Origin of the sequence: Amycolatopsis samaneae, from assembly GCF_039541975.1 — a bacterium.
GTDB lineage: Bacteria > Actinomycetota > Actinomycetes > Mycobacteriales > Pseudonocardiaceae > Amycolatopsis > Amycolatopsis samaneae.
In genome coordinates this window covers 197,763-215,291 of the sequence record NZ_BAABHG010000005.1, presented here as the reverse complement: position 1 = coordinate 215,291, position 17,529 = coordinate 197,763, and the positions used below count along the sequence as shown (strand labels likewise).

The 17,529-nt window shown below is 71.7% G+C and carries 20 protein-coding genes; 10 read left to right on the top strand and 10 right to left on the bottom strand.

Annotation, left to right across the window (positions count from 1 at the left end; all coding sequences use genetic code 11):
- The first annotated feature begins 18 nt into the window (after positions 1–18).
- Together ABD987_RS14645 and ABD987_RS14640 are read left to right on the top strand one after the other, a co-directional pair.
- Positions 19–1,191 (top strand): Cmx/CmrA family chloramphenicol efflux MFS transporter, encoded by a 1,173-nt coding sequence (locus tag ABD987_RS14645; RefSeq protein ID WP_345393385.1) that lies wholly within the window; start codon positions 19–21, stop codon positions 1,189–1,191.
- 28 nt (positions 1,192–1,219) lie between these two features.
- On the top strand, positions 1,220–1,627 hold the full coding sequence (locus ABD987_RS14640) for a nuclear transport factor 2 family protein (RefSeq protein WP_345392252.1): 408 nt from the start codon (positions 1,220–1,222) through the stop codon (positions 1,625–1,627).
- Between the two features lie 72 nt (positions 1,628–1,699).
- Here ABD987_RS14640 and fabI read toward each other — a convergent pair whose 3' ends face one another.
- Together fabI and fabG are read right to left on the bottom strand one after the other, a co-directional pair.
- Entirely contained in the window at positions 1,700–2,467 is a 768-nt protein-coding gene (gene fabI / locus ABD987_RS14635) for an enoyl-ACP reductase FabI (RefSeq protein ID WP_345392249.1), read from the bottom strand.
- Positions 2,468–2,520: 53 nt separating this feature from the next.
- Positions 2,521–3,225, bottom strand: a complete 705-nt coding sequence (fabG, locus tag ABD987_RS14630; RefSeq protein WP_345392246.1) for a 3-oxoacyl-ACP reductase FabG — start codon at positions 3,223–3,225, stop codon at positions 2,521–2,523.
- A 191-nt stretch (positions 3,226–3,416) separates the two neighbouring features.
- On the opposite strand from fabG, the gene ABD987_RS14625 reads away from it, so the two are divergent.
- From ABD987_RS14625 to ABD987_RS14595, 7 genes are all read left to right on the top strand, one after another.
- Complete coding sequence (locus ABD987_RS14625) at positions 3,417–4,748, top strand: MFS transporter (RefSeq protein ID WP_345392243.1); 1,332 nt, start codon at positions 3,417–3,419, stop codon at positions 4,746–4,748.
- A gap of 10 nt (positions 4,749–4,758) precedes the next feature.
- Positions 4,759–5,427: a response regulator transcription factor gene (locus ABD987_RS14620; RefSeq protein WP_345392240.1), complete on the top strand. Its 669-nt coding sequence runs from the start codon at positions 4,759–4,761 to the stop codon at positions 5,425–5,427.
- A gap of 4 nt (positions 5,428–5,431) precedes the next feature.
- Entirely contained in the window at positions 5,432–6,838 is a 1,407-nt protein-coding gene (locus ABD987_RS14615; RefSeq protein WP_345392237.1) for a sensor histidine kinase, read from the top strand.
- A 5-nt stretch (positions 6,839–6,843) separates the two neighbouring features.
- Entirely contained in the window at positions 6,844–7,788 is a 945-nt protein-coding gene (locus ABD987_RS14610; protein ID WP_345393382.1) for a TAXI family TRAP transporter solute-binding subunit, read from the top strand.
- A gap of 102 nt (positions 7,789–7,890) precedes the next feature.
- A complete protein-coding gene (locus ABD987_RS14605) occupies positions 7,891–9,147 on the top strand; it encodes an alpha/beta hydrolase family protein (RefSeq protein ID WP_345392234.1) in 1,257 nt (418 codons plus the stop codon).
- Positions 9,148–9,191: 44 nt separating this feature from the next.
- On the top strand, positions 9,192–9,620 hold the full coding sequence (locus ABD987_RS14600; RefSeq protein WP_345392231.1) for an acyl-CoA thioesterase: 429 nt from the start codon (positions 9,192–9,194) through the stop codon (positions 9,618–9,620).
- A gap of 5 nt (positions 9,621–9,625) precedes the next feature.
- Entirely contained in the window at positions 9,626–10,087 is a 462-nt protein-coding gene (locus ABD987_RS14595) for a tRNA (cytidine(34)-2'-O)-methyltransferase (RefSeq protein ID WP_345392228.1), read from the top strand.
- A gap of 6 nt (positions 10,088–10,093) precedes the next feature.
- Here the strand turns inward: ABD987_RS14595 and ABD987_RS14590 are convergent, their stop codons facing one another.
- The 7 genes from ABD987_RS14590 to ABD987_RS14560 all read right to left on the bottom strand — a co-directional run bounded on the left by ABD987_RS14590 (position 10,094) and on the right by ABD987_RS14560 (position 15,435).
- Complete coding sequence (locus ABD987_RS14590; protein WP_345392225.1) at positions 10,094–10,468, bottom strand: hypothetical protein; 375 nt, start codon at positions 10,466–10,468, stop codon at positions 10,094–10,096.
- 51 nt (positions 10,469–10,519) lie between these two features.
- Positions 10,520–11,500, bottom strand: coding sequence for a VWA domain-containing protein (locus ABD987_RS14585; protein WP_345392222.1), 981 nt, complete (start codon positions 11,498–11,500; stop codon positions 10,520–10,522).
- On the bottom strand, positions 11,497–12,441 hold the full coding sequence (locus ABD987_RS14580; RefSeq protein WP_345392219.1) for a DUF58 domain-containing protein: 945 nt from the start codon (positions 12,439–12,441) through the stop codon (positions 11,497–11,499). The genes ABD987_RS14585 and ABD987_RS14580 overlap by 4 nt, the downstream gene beginning before the upstream one ends.
- Before the next feature lie 6 nt (positions 12,442–12,447).
- Positions 12,448–13,515 carry an AAA family ATPase gene (locus tag ABD987_RS14575; RefSeq protein ID WP_345392216.1) on the bottom strand — a complete coding sequence of 356 codons (1,068 nt, stop codon included), beginning with the start codon at positions 13,513–13,515 and terminating at the stop codon, positions 12,448–12,450.
- A gap of 169 nt (positions 13,516–13,684) precedes the next feature.
- Positions 13,685–14,233, bottom strand: a complete 549-nt coding sequence (mobA, locus tag ABD987_RS14570; RefSeq protein WP_345392213.1) for a molybdenum cofactor guanylyltransferase — start codon at positions 14,231–14,233, stop codon at positions 13,685–13,687.
- Entirely contained in the window at positions 14,234–14,683 is a 450-nt protein-coding gene (locus ABD987_RS14565) for a group II truncated hemoglobin (RefSeq protein WP_345392210.1), read from the bottom strand.
- 41 nt (positions 14,684–14,724) lie between these two features.
- Positions 14,725–15,435 (bottom strand): TetR/AcrR family transcriptional regulator, encoded by a 711-nt coding sequence (locus tag ABD987_RS14560; RefSeq protein ID WP_345392207.1) that lies wholly within the window; start codon positions 15,433–15,435, stop codon positions 14,725–14,727.
- A 104-nt stretch (positions 15,436–15,539) separates the two neighbouring features.
- Between ABD987_RS14560 and ABD987_RS14555 the strand changes: the two genes are divergently transcribed.
- Positions 15,540–15,839 (top strand): DUF1330 domain-containing protein, encoded by a 300-nt coding sequence (locus ABD987_RS14555; protein WP_345392204.1) that lies wholly within the window; start codon positions 15,540–15,542, stop codon positions 15,837–15,839.
- Between the two features lie 61 nt (positions 15,840–15,900).
- On the opposite strand, the gene ABD987_RS14550 is transcribed toward ABD987_RS14555, so the two are convergent.
- Entirely contained in the window at positions 15,901–17,256 is a 1,356-nt protein-coding gene (locus ABD987_RS14550) for an NlpC/P60 family protein (protein WP_345392201.1), read from the bottom strand.
- Positions 17,257–17,529 lie beyond the last annotated feature (273 nt).

Below are 17,529 nucleotides of genomic sequence, written 5' to 3'. Positions count from 1 at the left end.
CTCAAAATGGAGGAGACCGTGCCACTGGCCGTCTACGTACTCGGGCTCAGCGTGTTCGCGCTGGGCACCTCCGAGTTCATGATCACCGGGCTGCTGCCCGGTATGGCGACCGACCTGGGGGTGAGCATTCCCGACACCGGGCTGCTGATCTCGGCCTTCGCGATCGGCATGGTCGTCGGCGCCCCGCTGCTCGCCGCGGGGACGCTCCGTCTCCCCCGCCGCACGACCCTGCTCGCGCTGCTCGTGGTGTTCGGCGCCAGCCACGTCGTCGGCGCGCTGGCACAGGGATACGCCCTGCTGTTCGCGACCCGCGTGCTCAGCGCGTTCGCCTGCGCCGGGTTCTGGGCCGTCGGCGCGGCGACCACCATCTCCCTGGTGCCCGAGCAGCGGCGCGGGCGGGCGCTCGCGGTGCTCGTCGGCGGCCTGACCGTGGCGAACATCGTGGGCGTCCCGGCGGGCACCTTCATCGGCCAGCACGCGGGCTGGCGCGCGGCGTTCTGGGCGGTCGCGGCGCTGACCGCGGTCGCCGCGGTCGGCGTCGCCGCGCTGGTCCCGACGACCCGCGCCGGGACCGGGGCGCCGCGGCTGCGGACCGAACTCCAGCTGTACCGGCGGCCCCGTGTATGGCTCGCGCTCGGCGTGATCGCGTTGTGCCAGGCCATGATCTTCGCGACGTTCAGCTACCTCGCCCCGCTGCTCACCGAGACCTACGGACTGCCCTCGTCCTGGGTTCCCGGGGTGCTCGCGCTGTTCGGCGTCGGCGCGCTCGCCGGGATCACCCTCGGCGGCAAGCTTGCCGACGCCCGGCCGTTCGCCACGCTGTACGGCAGCGTCGGGCTCGCGGTCCTCGCGCTGCTCGTCCTGGCGGTCACCGACGACGCCACCGTCGCGGTGATCGCGATCATCGCGTTCGGCGCCGCCGGGTTCGCGGCCAACCCGGCGCTCAACGTCCGCACCTACGCCGTCGCGGGCGACGCGCCGACCCTCGTCGGCGCGAGCACGACGTCCGCGTTCAACGTCGGCAACACCGCCGGACCGTGGCTGGGCGGCCTGGCGATCGACGCCGGGCTCGGCTTCCCGAGCGTCGCCTGGGTCGGCGCGGTCCTCGGTGCCGCGACGCTCGCCGCACTCACCCTCGCCGCCGTCGTCCAGCGCGCCGACGACGCGAAGCGCGTCCCCGTCCACGTCTAGTTTCCCTTACCCGACAAGGAGAAGATTCATGTCCGCGAACGCCAAGACCGCACTCGAAAACCTCTACGCCCGGCTCGGCGCCGGGGACGCCCACGGCGCCGCCGCGCTCTTCGCCGACGACGTCGACTGGGACATCCCCGGGGACACCGCCCTGGTCCCGTGGATCGGCAAGCGGCGGAGCAGGGCCGAGGTGCTGGAGTTCTTCACCACGCTCGACCGCGACCACCTCGACCGTGACTGGCTCACCGCCGAGCGGATCCTGGGCGACGGAGATCGCGCCGTCGCGCTCGGCGACCTCCGCTCCACGGTGCGCGCGACCGGCAAGGTCATCGAGACCGCCTTCGCCACCGACGTCACGGTGAACGCGGACGGTCTCATCACGCGGTACGTGTTCTTCGAGGACAGCTGGCGCGTCGCCGACGCCGTCCGCGGCTGAACAACGGTCCGTGGGGGCCTCCTTGAGGGACTCTAGGTCCCTCAAGGAGGCCCCCACGGACCTTTCGCACGATCAGATGCCGAGGGCGTGGACCCCGCCGTCGACCATGATCATCGAGCCGGTGGTGGCGGGCAGCCAGTCCGACAGGACCGCGCACACCGACTTCGCCGTCGGGTCCGGGTCCGAGCTGTCCCAGCCGAGCGGAGCCCGGTCGCCCCAGCCCTCTTCCAGCTCGTTGAAGCCGGGGATGGACTTCGCGGCCATCGTCTTCATCGGGCCGGCGGAAACCAGGTTGACCCGGATCCCCTTCGGCCCGAGTTCCTTCGCCAGGTAGCGGTTGACCGACTCCAGCGCGGCCTTCGCCACACCCATCCAGTTGTAGACCGGCCAGGCGACGCGCGCGTCGAAGTCCATGCCGACGATCGAGGCGCCCCGGCTCAGCAGCGGCAGCGTCGCCACGGTGAGGGCCTTGAACGAGAACGCCGAGACGTCCACCGCGACCTTCACGTCCTCGGCGGGGGCGTCCAGGAACGGCGCGCCGAGACAGGTCTGCGGGGCGAACCCGATCGAGTGCAGGACGCCGTCGAGACCGTCGACGTGCTCACGGACGCGGTCCGCCAGCGAGTCCAGGTGCTCCTGGTTGGTGACGTCCAGCTCCAGGACCGGCGCCTCCTCGGGCAGCCGCTTGGCGATGCGCTCGACGAGCGACAGCCTGCCGAAGCCGGTGAGCACCACCTTCGCCCCCTCCTGCTGGGCGATCCTGGCCGCGTGGAACGCGAGCGACGCGTCGGTGATGACGCCGGTGATGAGCAGGCGCTTGCCTTCGAGCAGTCCGGGCACGAATCCTCCAGGTCGTGGTTCGGGACGGGAAAATGCCGACGGGGTCGGGGAAATCAGTGGCCGAGGCCGAGGCCGCCGTCGACCGGCAGCACCGCGCCGTTGACGTAGCCCGCCTCCTCCGAGGCGAGGTAGCGCACCGCCGCGGCGATCTCGGCCGGCTCGGCGTAGCGGCCCGCCGGGACCTGGGCGAGGATCTGCTGCTTGCGGTCCTCGCCGAGTTCGCCGGTCATGTCGGTCCGCACGAACCCGGGTGTGATGACGTTCGAGGTGATGTTGCGCGAGCCCAGCTCCCGCGCCAGCGACCGGGCGAAGCCGATCAGGCCCGCCTTGCTCGCCGCGTAGTTCGCCTGACCGGCCGACCCGGTCAGCGCCACCACCGAGGAGATGAACACGAACCGGCCCCACTTGCCGCGCAGCATCCCGCGGGACGCGCGCTTGGCCACCCGGTAGGCACCGGTCAGGTTCGCGTCGACGACGCGGGTGAACTGGTCCTCGCTCATCCGCATCAGCAGCGTGTCGTCGGTCAGGCCCGCGTTCGAGACCAGCACCTCGACCGGGCCCTGGTGCTCCTCGACGAGCTTGAAGGCCTCGTCGATCTGCTCGGTGTCGGTGACGTCCGCCTGGACGCCGAACAGCCCGTCCGGAGCGCCCGAACCGCGGTGCGTGACGGCGACCTTGTGGCCTTGCGCCGCGAGGTCCCGGGCGATCGCCAGACCGATGCCCCGGTTGCCCCCGGTGACCAGAACCGACCGTCCCACTACAGCTCTCCTCGCCTCGTCCGCACACTGACGGCCACGAGGCTATCGGCTGACGTCGCAGGCCCCGCACCCGCCGCTCCCTTACCTCCGAGTAGGCCTGACCGTCCTAAGCGGAGGTTAGGAACAACGCCCCGTACTTGCCCGTTCGTCACCGATTGTTCACGGTGAGCCTCAACACAGGAGGGTCAAAGATGACAACCCGGATCACCGAGTCCACACCCGCGAACGAACGGCGGGTCATCGGTAACGTACTGCGCGGATCGATCGGCAACCTGATCGAGTGGTACGACTGGTACGCCTACGCCGCGTTCACCACTTACTTCGCGAAATCGTTCTTCCCCGCCAAGGACACCACGGCCGCCTTCCTCGGCACGGCGGCGGTCTTCGCGGTCGGGTTCCTCATGCGGCCGCTCGGCGGCTGGATGCTCGGCCGGATCGCCGACCGCTTCGGGCGCCGGTTCGCGCTGGTGCTGTCGGTCTCGATGATGGCCTTCGGCTCGCTGCTCATCGCGGTCACGCCGACGTACAAGGACATCGGTATCGCGGCGCCGATCCTGCTGCTGATCGCACGGCTCATCCAGGGCCTCTCGGTCGGCGGCGAGTACTCCACCTCCGCCACCTACCTGTCCGAGGTCGCGACGCCCGGCAAGCGCGGGTTCTACTCCAGCTTCCAGTACGTGACGCTCTACGGCGGCCAGCTCCTCGCGCTCGGCCTCCAGCTGCTGCTGCAGAGCATCCTCACCGAGGCGCAGCTGACTTCGTGGGGCTGGCGCATCGCGTTCGTCGTCGGCGCGGTGGCCGCGGTCGTGGTCATGTTCCTGCGGCGGAGCATGGACGAGTCCGAGAGCTTCCGGGCCGAGAGCGCCAAGAGCGGCGGATCGGGCCGCCAGGCGGGCGACCGTGGCACGCTGCGGGCGTTGATCAAGTACCCCAAGGAGATCGCGCTCGTCGTCGGACTGACGCTGGGCGGCACGGTGTCCTTCTACACCTTCGCCACCTACAGCCAGAAGTTCATGGAGAACACCGCCGGCATCCCGCGCCGGACGGTCACCGTCATCCTGTTCTGCGCGATCCTCGTCGCGGCGATCCTGCAGCCGCTCGCCGGCAAGCTGTCCGACCGGATCGGACGCCGCAAGCTGCTGATGTTCTTCGGCATCGGCGGCACCCTCTGCACGGTCCCGATCATGACGCTGATGGGCGCGACCCAGCAGCCCGTGCTCGCGTTCCTGCTGATGCTCGCCGGGCTGGTCATCGTCACCGGGTACACCTCGATCAACGCGATCGTGAAGGCCGAGCTGTTCCCGACCAAGATCCGCGCGCTCGGCGTCGGCCTGCCCTACGCGCTCACCGTCGCGATCTTCGGCGGCACCGCGGAACTCATCGCGCAGGCGCTGAAGAGCGCGGGTCACGAATCGGTGTTCTTCTGGTACGTCACGGGCTGCGTGCTGGTCTCGCTCATCGTGTACGGGACAATGCGCGAGACCTCGCACAGTTCCGAGCTGGAACGCGACCGCGAGGCCTGAGGCGAAAGGGATGACGGTGCGCGTGCTGCTGGTCGAGGACGAACCGGCGATCGCCGAGGCACTCGCCGACATCCTGCACGCCCACCGCCACACGGTCACCCACGTCGGTCGCGGTGCCGACGCCCTGCTCCGGCACCGCGACGCCGACCTGCTGCTGCTCGACCTGATGCTGCCCGACCTCGACGGGCTGGAGGTGCTGCGCAAGCTGCGGCAGGTCTCCTCGGTCCCGGTCATCGTGCTGACCGCGCTGGGCGACGAGCGCACCGTGGTCCGCGGTCTCCGCCTCGGCGCGGACGACTACCTGCGCAAGCCCGTCGGCAAGGCCGAGCTGCTCGCCAGGATGGACGCGGTGGTACGCCGCGCCGCGGCGCGGGAGGTCCCGGCCGGCGACCTCGTGCGGATCGACGACGTCGAGATCGACCTCGGGAAACGGCGGGTGCTCGTCGCGGGCCGGGACGCCGGCCTGACCACCAAGGAGTTCGACATCCTCGCGGTGCTGGCCGCGCGTCCCGGCGCCGCGGTCAGCAGGCAGCGGCTGATGGACGAGGTGTGGGGCGACGCCCACGTGGGTGTGTCCCGCTCGCTCGACGTGCACCTGACCGGGCTCCGGGCGAAGCTCGACCGGCCGGGGCTGGTGACCACCATCCGCGGCTTCGGCTACCGGCTGGGCCGGGACTGACCCGGTGCGCACCCGCCTGTTGATCGTCCTCGTCACGCTCGCGCTCGCCGTCGTCGCGGCGTTCGCCGTGCCACTGCTGCTGTCCACCGCCGGGCAGCGCACCCAGCAGCTGGTCATCGGCCGCAGCGCGGACATCGACCGCTTCGTCGTGCTGGCGCAGCAGGCCGCCGACTCCCGCGACGCCTCCGCGCTCACCGCGGACGCCACCCGCTACACCGAGCTGTACGGCGAGGCCGTGGTCGTGGTGAACGCGCAGCGGGTGCCGCTGGTGCAGACCGGCGGGCTGGCCGCGAACGAGCCCGCCGTGCACGCGCTGGTCGAGGCGACCATGCGCAACGAGCCCGCGCCGCAGGTCGAACGGCTGACGCCGTGGTCCGACGAGGCGGCGCTGTTCGCCCGGCCGGTCGGGACCGGGACACGGGTCGCGGGCGTCGTCGTGCTGCGCGCCTCGGTCGCCGCGGCGACCACCGACGTCGCCGAGCGGTGGAGCGCCATCGCGGCGGGTGCCCTGCTGGTCGCGGTGGTGTTCGTGCTGCTCGCCGTGTTGCTGGCGCACTGGATGCTGCGGCCGCTCACCGAGCTGGAGACCGGCGTCCTCGCGGTGGCCTCCGGGCATCGCGCGCAGGTACGCGAACGCGCCGGGCCGCGTGAGCTGCGGTCGCTGGCGCGGCTGTTCAACCGGATGTCCGACGCCGTCGGCGAGGCCGCCGAACAACAGCACCGGCTGGTCGCCGACGCCTCCCACCAGCTCCGGAACCCGATGGCCGCGCTGCGGCTGCGCGTGGACGGGCTCGCCCCGCATCTCGACGAACAGGCCCAGAAGGCTTACCGCGCAACGGTTTCCGAGGTCGAGCGGCTGGAGAAACTGCTCGACGGCCTGCTGGCGCTCGCCCTCGCGGACAGCACCGCGACCCGGCTGGCGGCGGGTGCCGACGAGGACGAGCCGTGTGACCTGGCTTCGGTGCTCGCCGAACGTGTCGACGCCTGGCGCCCGTCCGCCGACCGCGCGGGCGCGAAGCTCGTGCCCGCCGACGGGCACACCGAGCCGGTCCTGGTCCGGTGTTCGGAGGGGCAGCTCGCCGAGATCCTCGACGTCCTGCTCGACAACGCCGTGCACTACGCGGGCGACGGCGCCACGATCGTCGCGGGCTGGAGCGCCGACCCGGCGGCGGGTGAGGCGACCCTCTCGGTCGCCGACGACGGGCCGGGGCTGTCCGCGGCGGACCGGGAGCGGGCGGTGCGGCGGTTCTGGCGGGGCGGGGGCGAGGGAGCACCGCGCGGTACCGGGCTGGGCCTGGCGATCGCCAGCCAGCACGTCCGGACCCGGGACGGCCGGCTCGAACTGCACCCGGTCGATCCGCACGGCCTCGACGTGCGGATCGTCCTTCCCCTCGCCGAGGAGAACGCATGAGCGGCATGACGGTTTCCCGGCGGGCCGCGCTGCTCGGCGGTCTCGGCCTCGCGCTCGCGGGGTGCACGTCCTCGGGCTACCGCGGCCCGGAACGCACGGTGACCATCGCCGCGGGTGAGCCCGGCGGGTTCTACCTCGCCTTCGCCGAGCTCCTCGCCGCCGAACTCGGCCGCGCCGAACCGCTGCTGCACTGCACCGCGGTGCCCACCGACGCGAGCGTGACCAATGTGCGGCGCGTCCGCGAGGGAACCGCCGACCTCGGCCTCGTCAGCACCGACATCGCGCACGCCGCGGCCGCCGGGAGCCGTCCGTTCCCCGACCCGGTGCCGCTGCGCGCGATCGGCCGCGTCTACGAGAACTACCTGCAACTCGTGGCTCGCGCGGACGGCGGAGTGCGCGAACTCGCCGACCTGGCCGGGCGCCCGGTGGTACTGGGCGCGAGCGGCTCGGGCGCCGCGCAGTTCGGCGAGCGGTTGTTCGCCGCGGCGGGGGTGCGGGTCGAGGCACAGCACCTGCAGCTCGCCGACTCGATCGCGTCGCTGGCCGCGAAACGCGGCGACGCCATCCTGTGGTCCGGCGGGATCCCCACCCCGGCGCTGGCCGAACTCAACCGCACGACGCCGATCACCCTGCTCCCGCTCGGCGGCGTGCTGCCGGCGCTGCGCGCCGCCCACGGCCCGGTGTACGACCAGGTCCTCGTCCCGGCCGGGGCGTACCGCGGCGTGGGTGAGCTGGGCACGATCGGCGTCGCGAACCTGCTGGTCTGCTCGCCCACGCTGCCCTCGGACGTCGCCGAAGCGCTCGTGCGAGTGCTGGTCGGGCGGGCCGCCGAGCTCGTTCCCGCCCAGGCCGTCGGCACCCAGTTCCTCGACGTGCGCACACTCATCGGCACCGGCGCCGTGCCCCTGCACCCGGGCGCGGCCGCCGCGTACCGGGCGCTGCATGGGTGAAATCCCCTACCGGGGTGGGAGCCGCGTCCCTCGTCCGTGGGACGCGGACGCGTTCGGCGCTACGCGAAGGTGGCTACGTCCACGACGTTTTGGAGGTCCACGTTGCGTTCCCTCGCCGTGGCCGGAACTCTCGCGCTCGCCACCACCCTCGGCGCCGCGGTACCGGCCACCGCCGCCCCGGCGGCGGCCCCGCTCCGGCTCACCCTGCCCGCCCTCACCGGCCCGTTCCAGACCGGCACCACGACCCTGCACCTCGTCGACTCGCTGCGGAAGGATCCGTGGGTGGCCTCGCAGCAGCGCGAGGTGATGGCCACCGTCACCTATCCCGTCCGGCACACCGGCCCCGCGCCGCGCGCCCCCTGGCAGACACCGGGTGTCGCCGCGGCGACCGAGGAACTGGGCAAGGTCCAGTTCGGCATCCCGGCGAACTCGGTCGACTGGGCCGCGACCCAGCGCCAGGCACGGACCGACATCCCCGCGGATCCCTCGCTCGGCCAGCGCCCGGTCGTGCTGTTCTCCCCCGGGTACGGCGGCCCGCGCGAGCTGTACGCCGTGCTCACCGACGACCTCGCCAGCCGGGGCTACGTCGTCGTCTCGCTCTCCCACACCCACGAGTCCGCCGCGGTCGAGTTCCCCGGCGGGCGGATCGAGCGGTCGATGTCCGCTCCCGGCGACCCCGCGGAGATGAAAAAGGCCATCGACGCCAGGGGCGGCGACACCCGGTTCGTGCTGGACCAGCTGACCCGCCTAGCGCACGGGGACAACCCCGACGCGGACCGGCGCCCGCTCCCCCGTCACCTCGGGAAGGCGCTCGACCTCTCACGCGTCGGCGCGTTCGGCCATTCCTACGGCGGCTACACCGCGGGCGAGACCATGTACCAGGACCGCCGTGTCGACGCGGGCATCAACCTGGACGGCGCGATGTCCCACGGCAGCGGCATCGACGGCGCGCCCTACCTGCCCGGCGAGGTCACCAAGCACGGACTGGACCGGCCGTTCCTGCTGTTCGGCAGCCAGCTCGTGGACAGGACCGGCAAACTGATCGACCACGACCGGCTCAACCCGTTCGACCGGTCCTGGCCTGAGTTCTGGGCGAACCAGCGGGGCTGGAAACGCGACCTGCTGATCACCGGCAGTAGGCACCTCGGCTTCAGCGACCTGCAGGCCGTGATCCCGCAACTCGGCGGGCTCGTCTCGGCGGACAAGCGCACCGAGACGATCGGGACGGTCGATCCGCGGCGTTCACTGGACGCGCAACGGGACTACGTCTCCGGGTTCTTCGACCTGCACCTGCGGGGCCTCGACCGGCACCTGTTCGACGGTCCCACCCCCTGCCACCCCGACGTGAAGTTCATCTAGTGCCTTGCGGTCATCCGTCCGGTCCGATCACCTAGATTGGACGGATGACCGCACCCCGCAAGCCGATCGTCGAAATGCCGTTGCGCATCCGCTACCACGAGTGCGACGGACAGGGCATCGTCTTCAACGCCAACTACATGGCCTACGTCGACATGGCCTGCTTCGAGATCGAGAAGGCGCTTTTCGGGACACACCAAGATTTCCTGGCCACCGGTGTGGACGTCGTGGTCGCCGAGTGCAATCTCAGGTTCCGCGCGCCCGCGCGCTTCGACGAAGAACTGGTCGTCTCGCCGTTCCTCAACCACCTGGGGACGACGTCGCTGATCTTCGACTTCGAGATCCGCCGAGGCGAAACGCTGATCGCCGAGGCGACGCTCCGGTACGTCTTCGTCGACCCGGCCACCATGCGCAAGACCGCGCCGCCCCCGCGGGTCCGCGACGCCTACGTCCCGTTCCTGCCCGCCGAAGGCTGAGCCGCGTGTTCCGGATCCTGTTCTACCACCCGGAAATCCCGCCGAACACCGGCAACGCCATCCGGCTCGCCGCCAACACCGGCTGCGAGCTGCACCTCGTCGAGCCGCTGGGTTTCACGTTGGAGGACAAGCAACTGCGCCGGGCCGGCCTCGACTACCACGACCTCGCGCGCGTGCACGTCCACGCCGATCTCGGCGCGGCCTGGCACGCCCTGCTCCCGGCGAAGGTCTACGCGTTCAGCGCGTCCGCGGCCCGCCTGCACACCGAAGTCGCCTACGCGCCGGGCGACGTGCTCATGTTCGGCCCGGAGTCGGTCGGCCTGCCCGCCGAGGTCCAACACGCGCCCGAGGTCACCGACCGGGTCCGCCTGCCGATGCTGCCGACGAGCCGTTCGCTCAACCTCGCCAACACCGCGGCCATCAGCATCTACGAAGCCTGGCGCCAGAACGGCTTCGCGAACTCCTGAGCCCGCTCAGACCGGAGGCGGCGCGACCGGGACGAGCGACCCCTCCCCGGGGGCGAACATCCGCGCGAGCAGCCGCACCGGCCCGGGATGCGGCGGCAGCACGGCGGAGGCGAAGTACGTCGCGATGACGTAGTGCGACCCGCCGCCGCTGCCCTGCAGGTACACGCCGACATGCACGTTCCGGTCGGCCGGGATCTCGAACGACACGGCGCCCCAGGAAACCACGTACTGCCTGCCGTCGACGCTCGCGATCGGCGCGGCCCGGCTCGCCAAGCTGGCGCCGCACGGCAGGTCGAGGACGAGCAGCCTGCGTGGACCCTCGTGGTGCTCGACGTACGGGATCACGCCCGGCGCCGTGGCCAGTTCGGTCGGATCGGTCATCCTCGGCCTCCAGGTACGCGAACCGACCGTGCGGGTACGCGAGTTCGCTGTTTACGGCAGTCGCTGGCCGACGAACAGGGAGGCCGCCGCGCCGATCATCAGGACCAGCGTGCCGACCACGACCCATGGCTTACTCGCGTCGGCGTCCTTGAGCTCGTAACCGATCTGCTCACCGAGGTCGGCGTAGACGCGTTTCAGCTCGTCCGCGCTGGCCGCCTTGTAGAAGTCACCGCCGGAGAGGCGGGCGATCTCCTGCAACGACTCGTCGTCGACCTTGACGTCCTGCGACTTGCCCTCGATCTCCACCGAACCGTGCGAGGTCCCGAAGGAGATCGACGAGATCGGGATCTGGGCCTGTTTCGCCGCCAGCGCCGCGGTGTACCCGCCGCGAGGCGCGTACAGATCGTCCGGGACCGTCTGCTTGCCGTCACTCATCAGCACGATCCGCGCGGGCGGCGGGCCCTCGGCACCGCCGACGACCGCCGAAAAGCTCTCGATCGACTGCAACGCGGCGAAGATCCCCTCACCGGTGGCGGTGGACTGGGCGAGCTTGAGGTTGTCGATCGCCTTCACCACGCCACCGCGGTCGGTGGTCGGGTTGACCAGCACGGTCGCGGTGCCGGCGAACGAGATCAGCCCGAGGTTCACCCCCGGCGTCATGTTCTGGGCGAAGGACCGCGCCGCCTCCTGCGCCGCCTTGAGCCGGGTCGGCGCGACGTCGGTCGCCTCCATCGACAGCGACACGTCGATCACCAGCATCACCGTGGCGCGGTTGCGCGGCACCTTCTGCTCGGCGGTCGGGCCCGCGAGCGCGACGGTCAGCACCAGCATCGCCAGCACGATCAGGATCGCCGGGAGATGCCGGATCCAGCCCTGCGCCTTCGGCGCGACCTTCTCCAGCAGCTCCAGGTTCGCGAACCGCATGGTCCGCTTGCGGCGGGCACGTTGCGCGAGCACGTACCCGACGACGACCGCGGCCACCGCCAGCAGCAACAGGAACCACCACGGCGACGCGAAGCCGGTCAGGCTCACGCTACTCCCCCCGACCAACGACGCTTACGGGCAACGACGAACCGCACCATGTCGGCGATCCAGTCGGAATCGGTGCGCAGGACCAGATGTGCCGCGCCCGCGCGCCGCAGCGCGCCCGCGACCTCCGCCCGGTGCGCCTGCGCGGCCGCCCCGAACTCCTTGCGCAGCAACGCCGACGCGTGTACTTCGCGCTGCTTCCCGGTTTCCGGGTCGGCGAGCACGACGGTGCCCACGTCGGGCAGGTCGACGTCGCGCGGGTCGAGCACCTCGATCGCGATCAGGTCGTGCCGCCCGCCCAGCGCGCGCAGCGGGCGCTGCCAGTCGGTGCCACCCAGGAAGTCGGAGATCACCACCGCGAGGCCTCGCCGGCGCGGCGGCCGCCGCAGCTGTTCCAGTGCCTGGGCGAGGTCACCACGGACGCCTTCCTCGGCGCGCGGAGTGAGCGCGACCCGGCGCACCAGGCCGCGCGCGTGTGCCAGCCCTCCCCTGGCCGGGACCCGCGTGGTCTCCGCGCCGTTCGAGATCAGCGCGCCGATCCGGTTGCCGCCGCCCCCGGTCAGGTGCGCCACCGCGGCCACCGCACAGACCACCAGGTCCCGCTTTTCGCACAGCGCCGTCCCGAAGTCGAGGCTGGCGGAAAGATCCGCGACGACCCAGGTCTCCAGCTCGCGGTCGGCCACGGTCTCCCGGATGTGCGGGGTCGTGGTCCGCGCGGTGACCGCCCAGTCCATCCGGCGCACGTCGTCGCCGGGCTGGTACGGCCTGGCCTCGCCCGGCTCGGAACCCGGCCCCGGCACCAGGCCGAGGTGGTTGCCCTGCAACAACCCGTCCAGCCTGCGGCGCACGTCGAGCTCCAGGGTGCGCAGCCCGGCCTCCAGCCGGTCCCCGCGCAGGATCGGCGGCGCCCACGCCGGGTGCTCGCCCTGCTCGTTCTTCACCACGGCGGGCTACCTGACGGGCGCGGCGCCGACCGGGGGCTGCCCGGCCCCGCCCTGCGGCCGCGCGGAGACCTGCGGCAGCGGGACGGTCTGCAGCACCCGGCTGATGATGTGGTCGACGGGGACGCCGTCGGCCAGGGCGTCGTAGGAGAGCACCAGGCGGTGACGCAGCACGTCCGGCACGACGTCGACGACGTCCTGGGGCAGCACGTAGTCGCGGCCGCGTACCAGCGCGAGCGCGCGCGCCGCGGCGATGATGCCCAGGCTGGCGCGCGGCGAGGCGCCGTAGGACACCCAGCCCGCGACGTCGGCGAGGCCGTGTTCGTTCGGGGTACGGGTGGTGAGCACCAGCCGCACCACGTAGTCGACCAGCGCGTGGTGCACGAAGACCTGCGAGGCGACCCCCTGCAGCCGGACCAGCTCGGCCGGGCTCAGCACCTCGTGCGGGGTGGGCGGGGTGACGCCCATCCGGTAGATGATCTCGCGCTCCTCCTCGGCGGAGGGGTACTCCACGACGATCTTGAACAGGAACCGGTCACGCTGCGCCTCCGGCAGCGGGTAGACGCCCTCGTTCTCGATCGGGTTCTGCGTCGCCAGCACGAGGAACGGGTCCGGCATCGGGAAGGTCTGCCCGCCGATGGACACGTGCCGCTCGGCCATCACCTCGAGCATCGCCGACTGCACCTTCGCCGGCGCGCGGTTGATCTCGTCGGCGAGCACGAAGTTCGCCACGACCGGGCCGAGCTCGACGTCGAACCGCTCGGCACCCTGGCGGTAGATCCGGGTGCCGAGGATGTCCGCGGGCACCAGGTCCGGGGTGAACTGCACCCGCGAGAACGACCCGCCGACCACCCGCGCGAAGGTCTCCACGGCGAGCGTCTTCGCCACGCCCGGCACGCCTTCCAGCAGCAGGTGGCCCTTGGCCAGCAGCCCGACGAGCATCCGTTCGACCAGTCTGTCCTGGCCGACGATGATGCGCTTGACCTCGAACACGGTCCGCTCCAGCAGCTGGGCGTCGCGTGCCGGTGTCGGGGCCTGCTGCCCGTTGCCACCCTCGGCGTAGCCGGCCTCGGTCACTCTGCCTCCTGTGTGTCTCCACTCCACCGCGAGGCGGCGAACCGGTCGCCGCGACGGTGATCACGCCTGCGGTGCGACGGTACTGCCTCCCCCGGCGGCGGGGCACGGCGGCACACGGCGGCCCGCGACGCCAGTCAACCGCATCCGCGGTGTGACAGTTGTGAAGACGTCAGGAATACCTTTCGAGATCGCCGGGCGTGTCGATGTCCTCGGCCTCCCCCGGGAGGGCGAGGACCTCGACGATCTCCAGCCCGCCCAGCACCCTTCGCAGCGACGCGCCCTCGCCCCGTTCGGGAAGCGCTTCCCGCAGCCGCCCCGCCAACCACGCGCCGAGCAGCCACTGTCGCTCGCCCGCCGCGTCCACCAGCACGGCGCCCGCCCGGTCGCCGAGCGCGCCGAGCAGCCGGTCCACTGTGGACACGCGGACACCGGGGAGGTCCGCGGCGAGCACCACGACACGCGGGACGTCCGGCGGGATCGCGGCCAGGCCGGCCATCAGGCCCGCCACCGGACCGCCACCGGGAACCGCTTCCCTCGTCCACTCGACGTCGCCGTGGCCCGGCCGCTCCGGCCCCACCACGACGACGCGCTCGGCGCCCGCGAGCGCCGCGATCGCCTTGGCCAGCAACGACGTCCCGTCCACCACCAGCGCCGGTTTGTCCACTCCGGACAGCCGCCGCGCGCGGCCGCCGGCCAGCACGATCCCCGCGTACCGCACTCAGTCCCGCCGCCCGTCCCACGTCCAGCGCGGCATCGGCATCCCGGCGGGCACCCCACCTTCGTCCGGATAGGACAGCACCTCGGTGACCGCCCACTCCATGTACGCCCGCAGCGCCGCGCGGAACTCCGGGTCCTCGGGCAGCCCGGCGTCGTCCGCGGCGAGCACGAAACACTCGACGAACCGGCGGCCCAGCTCGCCCATGTCGCCGTTGCCGGAATGCATCGCGACCATTCCCGTGTGGTCGCCACACGACTCGGAGTACCGCGGCGGCCCGCCCATCACCTCCGCCCAGTACGCCGCCAGCCGCTCGACGTGCCGGGGATGCTGGTCCGGGTGGGAGAAGGGGTGATTCAGTTCCGGGTCGGCGAGACACCGCGCGTGGTGCGCGGTGGCCAGGGCCAGGAACGCCGGTTCGCCACCGGCGAACTCGTACAGGGAGGGTCGCATCCGGTGAGCTTCGCACAATCCACGGGCGAGCGGCGGCCGGATCAGCTAGCCCGTCCGCCAAGGGATTCCGCCAGCTCGGTCATTTCGGCACGGTACAACGCCGCCGGGTCCCCGTGGACCGGCCGCAAGTGCCCGTGGATCTCCAGCGCGACCAGTCCGTGCATGCGGCCCCACACCCGCAACGCGAGCTCGGCCACCCGCGGCGAGAGGTCCGGCACCTCGTCCCGGATCTTCGCCAGGTACTCCGCCGGGAACGCCGCCCAGCCGGCCTCCTCGTGCCCGGCCCCGGCGCCCGCGCAGGCCGCGACCAGCCGGTTGAGCCCGCCGCAGATCCGGCGCGCGGCCCGCTCGACCGGACTGCCCCCTGGCGCCTGGTACCCGGGGATCGAATCCCCGTAGACCAGCCGGAAACCCTCCGGGTTGGCCACGGCCCATTCGCGCAGGGCGGTGCCCCACGCGATCAGCCGCCCGCGCGGGTCCGCGCCGGGCACCGCGTCCCGCGCGGATTCGAGACTGTCCGCGAGCGAGGCCGCCGTTTCCCCGATCAGCGCGGTGATCAGGTCGTCCCGCGTGGCGAAGTAGCTGTAGATGGCACGAGCGGTCATCCCCATCTCGCGGGCGATACCGCGGAGCGAGATCGCCCCCGGCCCGTCCGCGGCCATCTGCCGCAGGGCGATGGTGGTGATCTCGCGGGTCGTTTCCACGCGCAGCCGTTCCCGGCGGCTCACCGGCTGGTCCGTCGACACTGGCACCTTGACAGCCTACACCGTTGCACTAGTCTCCGGGGTATCCGAAGTACACGGCGTTTCCTGTTTACTCGCCGTTCCACCATGGCCTTCCCGACCCCGGAGGACTCATGCCCGCATACGTGCTCGTAGAAGCCGAAGAACTCGACGAAGAACGCGCCCTCGAATACCGCGCGCTGGCCCAGCGGTCGATTCACCAGTACGGCGGTGTGTACCGGCTGCGCGGCGTCGTGCCCGAAGCCGCGGAAGGGACCTGGCCGTCCCCCGCGCGCGTCACGACCCTGGTGGAGTTCCCGGACATGACCCGGCTCCGGGAGTGGTACGGCTCGCCGGAATACCAGCACGCCAAGGCGGTCCGCGAGGGCGCGATCGAGGTCCGGCTGCTGTTCGCCGAGGACAGGACCGAATGACGCGGGGGCGGGACGGACGCGATCGCGTCCGTCCCGCCCTTCCGGTGAGTGTGGTGGCCGCTCAGCCGATGAGGCGCACGGCGTACGGCATGATCTCGCCGTACCGCACCGAGGTCACGTGCACGACGGTGCCGGACTGCTGCGCCTCGATCATCTGCCCGCCGCCCAGGTACAGCGCGACGTGGTGGACGTTGCCAGGGCCACCCCAGAACAGCATGTCGCCGCGGCGCATCTGGGAGAGCGGCACCTGACGTCCCGAGACGTACTGGTAGCCGGTGTAGTGCGCCAGCGAACGCACCCCGGCGAACGCGTAGATCATCAGGCCCGAGCAGTCGAAGCCGACCTTGTTGAAGTCGCCGTAGGCGTCGGCGACACCGCCGTCGCGGATGCCGTAGGTCGGGCCGCTCGCGTTGCCGCCGCCCCACGCGTAGGGCAGGCCGAGCTTGGACATCGCCCGCGCGACCACCGCCTCGACCGACGCGCCCGCGGGCGCCGACGGGCCGGGATCCCGCCAGGCGCCGCCTCCCCCACCGCCACTGCCGCTACCACTGGCGGACGCGCGCAGCGCCGCCTGGCGAGCGCGTTCCTCTTCCTCACGGGCCTTCTGCGCCCGCCAGTCCTCGTAGCGCTGCCGCTGACCCTGGAGACCGTCGACCTTCTGCTGCGCCGCGTAGAGCTGACGCTCCACATCGGACTTCTGCGACTCCAGCTCGCCGTTCTGCGCCGCCTGGTTCCGCTGCGCCTGGATCGCGGTCGCCTGCGCGGCGTCCGCGCCGGCCTTGGCCTGCTGCGCGGCGGCCTGCTTCTGCTGCGCGACGTCAAGCGCTTTCCGGGCGACGGCGTCCTTGTTGGACTTCTCGGTCTGCGCCTGCTGCAACGCCTCCAGCGCGTTGAGCCGCTTGCCGCCGACGGCCTCCAGCAGCTGTGCCCGCGAGAGCATGTTCTTGGGGCTGCTCGAACCGAGGTAGGCCGAGACGGACCCGATCGTGCTGCCCTGCTCGAAACTCGCGGCCGCGAACGTCTTGAGGTCGGCACGCGCTTTCTCGATCGCGCCCGCCGCCGAGTCGGCCTCGACCCGGGCGTTCTTCGCGTCGCGATCGGCCTGCGAGGCGGCGTCCTGCGCGGTCTCCAGGTCCACGCGCGCCTTGTTCGCCAGCTCCTGCTTGAGTTCCAGGTCGTTCCGCAGCTGGGTGAGCCGCTGTTCGGCCTGCGCCAGCTGGTTGGTGAGCTTGCCGACCTCGCCCGCCTTCTCGTTGGCGGCGGCCTTGCCCGCGTCGATCTCCGAATCGCTCGGATTCGGCGGCGGCGGAGGCACGGCGGCTCCCACGCCGGTGACCCCGAGCAGGATCGCCAGCCCGAACGCGCCGACGGTCAGCCCTCTTCGGACACCGTCCCGTTCGCCCCGCCGGATCGGCACGATCCGCCACCTCCCAGTCGGTCACACACCAGCCCTAGACATCCGCCGCCTCGGCTGTCACATCATTATCAGAAGCAACATCAGAAACTTACACACCGTAGGCAACAAATCCCCACATCGGGTGACCCGTGTCGCCGGGTTGCCCGCACGTCCCGCGTCACAGGCGTGTCGCCTTGAAGTGAAAACAGGACACGCGTACTGTTTAGGGCGACGGACGAGGTGTGCCATCCCGCATCCGGACCTACGGTGGGGGTGCGCAAGACTCGCCCCGGG

What these genes read in the sequence shown, in the direction of transcription:
- ABD987_RS14640 (WP_345392252.1), top strand. Translation starts at nt 1,220, where the DNA reads ATGTCCGCGAACGCCAAGACCGCACTCGAAAACCTCTACGCCCGGCTC.
- ABD987_RS14625 (WP_345392243.1), top strand. Translation starts at nt 3,417, where the DNA reads ATGACAACCCGGATCACCGAGTCCACACCCGCGAACGAACGGCGGGTC.
- ABD987_RS14620 (WP_345392240.1), top strand. Translation starts at nt 4,759, where the DNA reads ATGACGGTGCGCGTGCTGCTGGTCGAGGACGAACCGGCGATCGCCGAG.
- ABD987_RS14600 (WP_345392231.1), top strand. Translation starts at nt 9,192, where the DNA reads ATGACCGCACCCCGCAAGCCGATCGTCGAAATGCCGTTGCGCATCCGC.
- ABD987_RS14590 (WP_345392225.1), bottom strand. Translation starts at nt 10,468, where the DNA reads ATGACCGATCCGACCGAACTGGCCACGGCGCCGGGCGTGATCCCGTAC.
- ABD987_RS14610 (WP_345393382.1), top strand. Translation starts at nt 6,844, where the DNA reads ATGACGGTTTCCCGGCGGGCCGCGCTGCTCGGCGGTCTCGGCCTCGCG.
- ABD987_RS14565 (WP_345392210.1), bottom strand. Translation starts at nt 14,683, where the DNA reads ATGCGACCCTCCCTGTACGAGTTCGCCGGTGGCGAACCGGCGTTCCTG.
- ABD987_RS14555 (WP_345392204.1), top strand. Translation starts at nt 15,540, where the DNA reads ATGCCCGCATACGTGCTCGTAGAAGCCGAAGAACTCGACGAAGAACGC.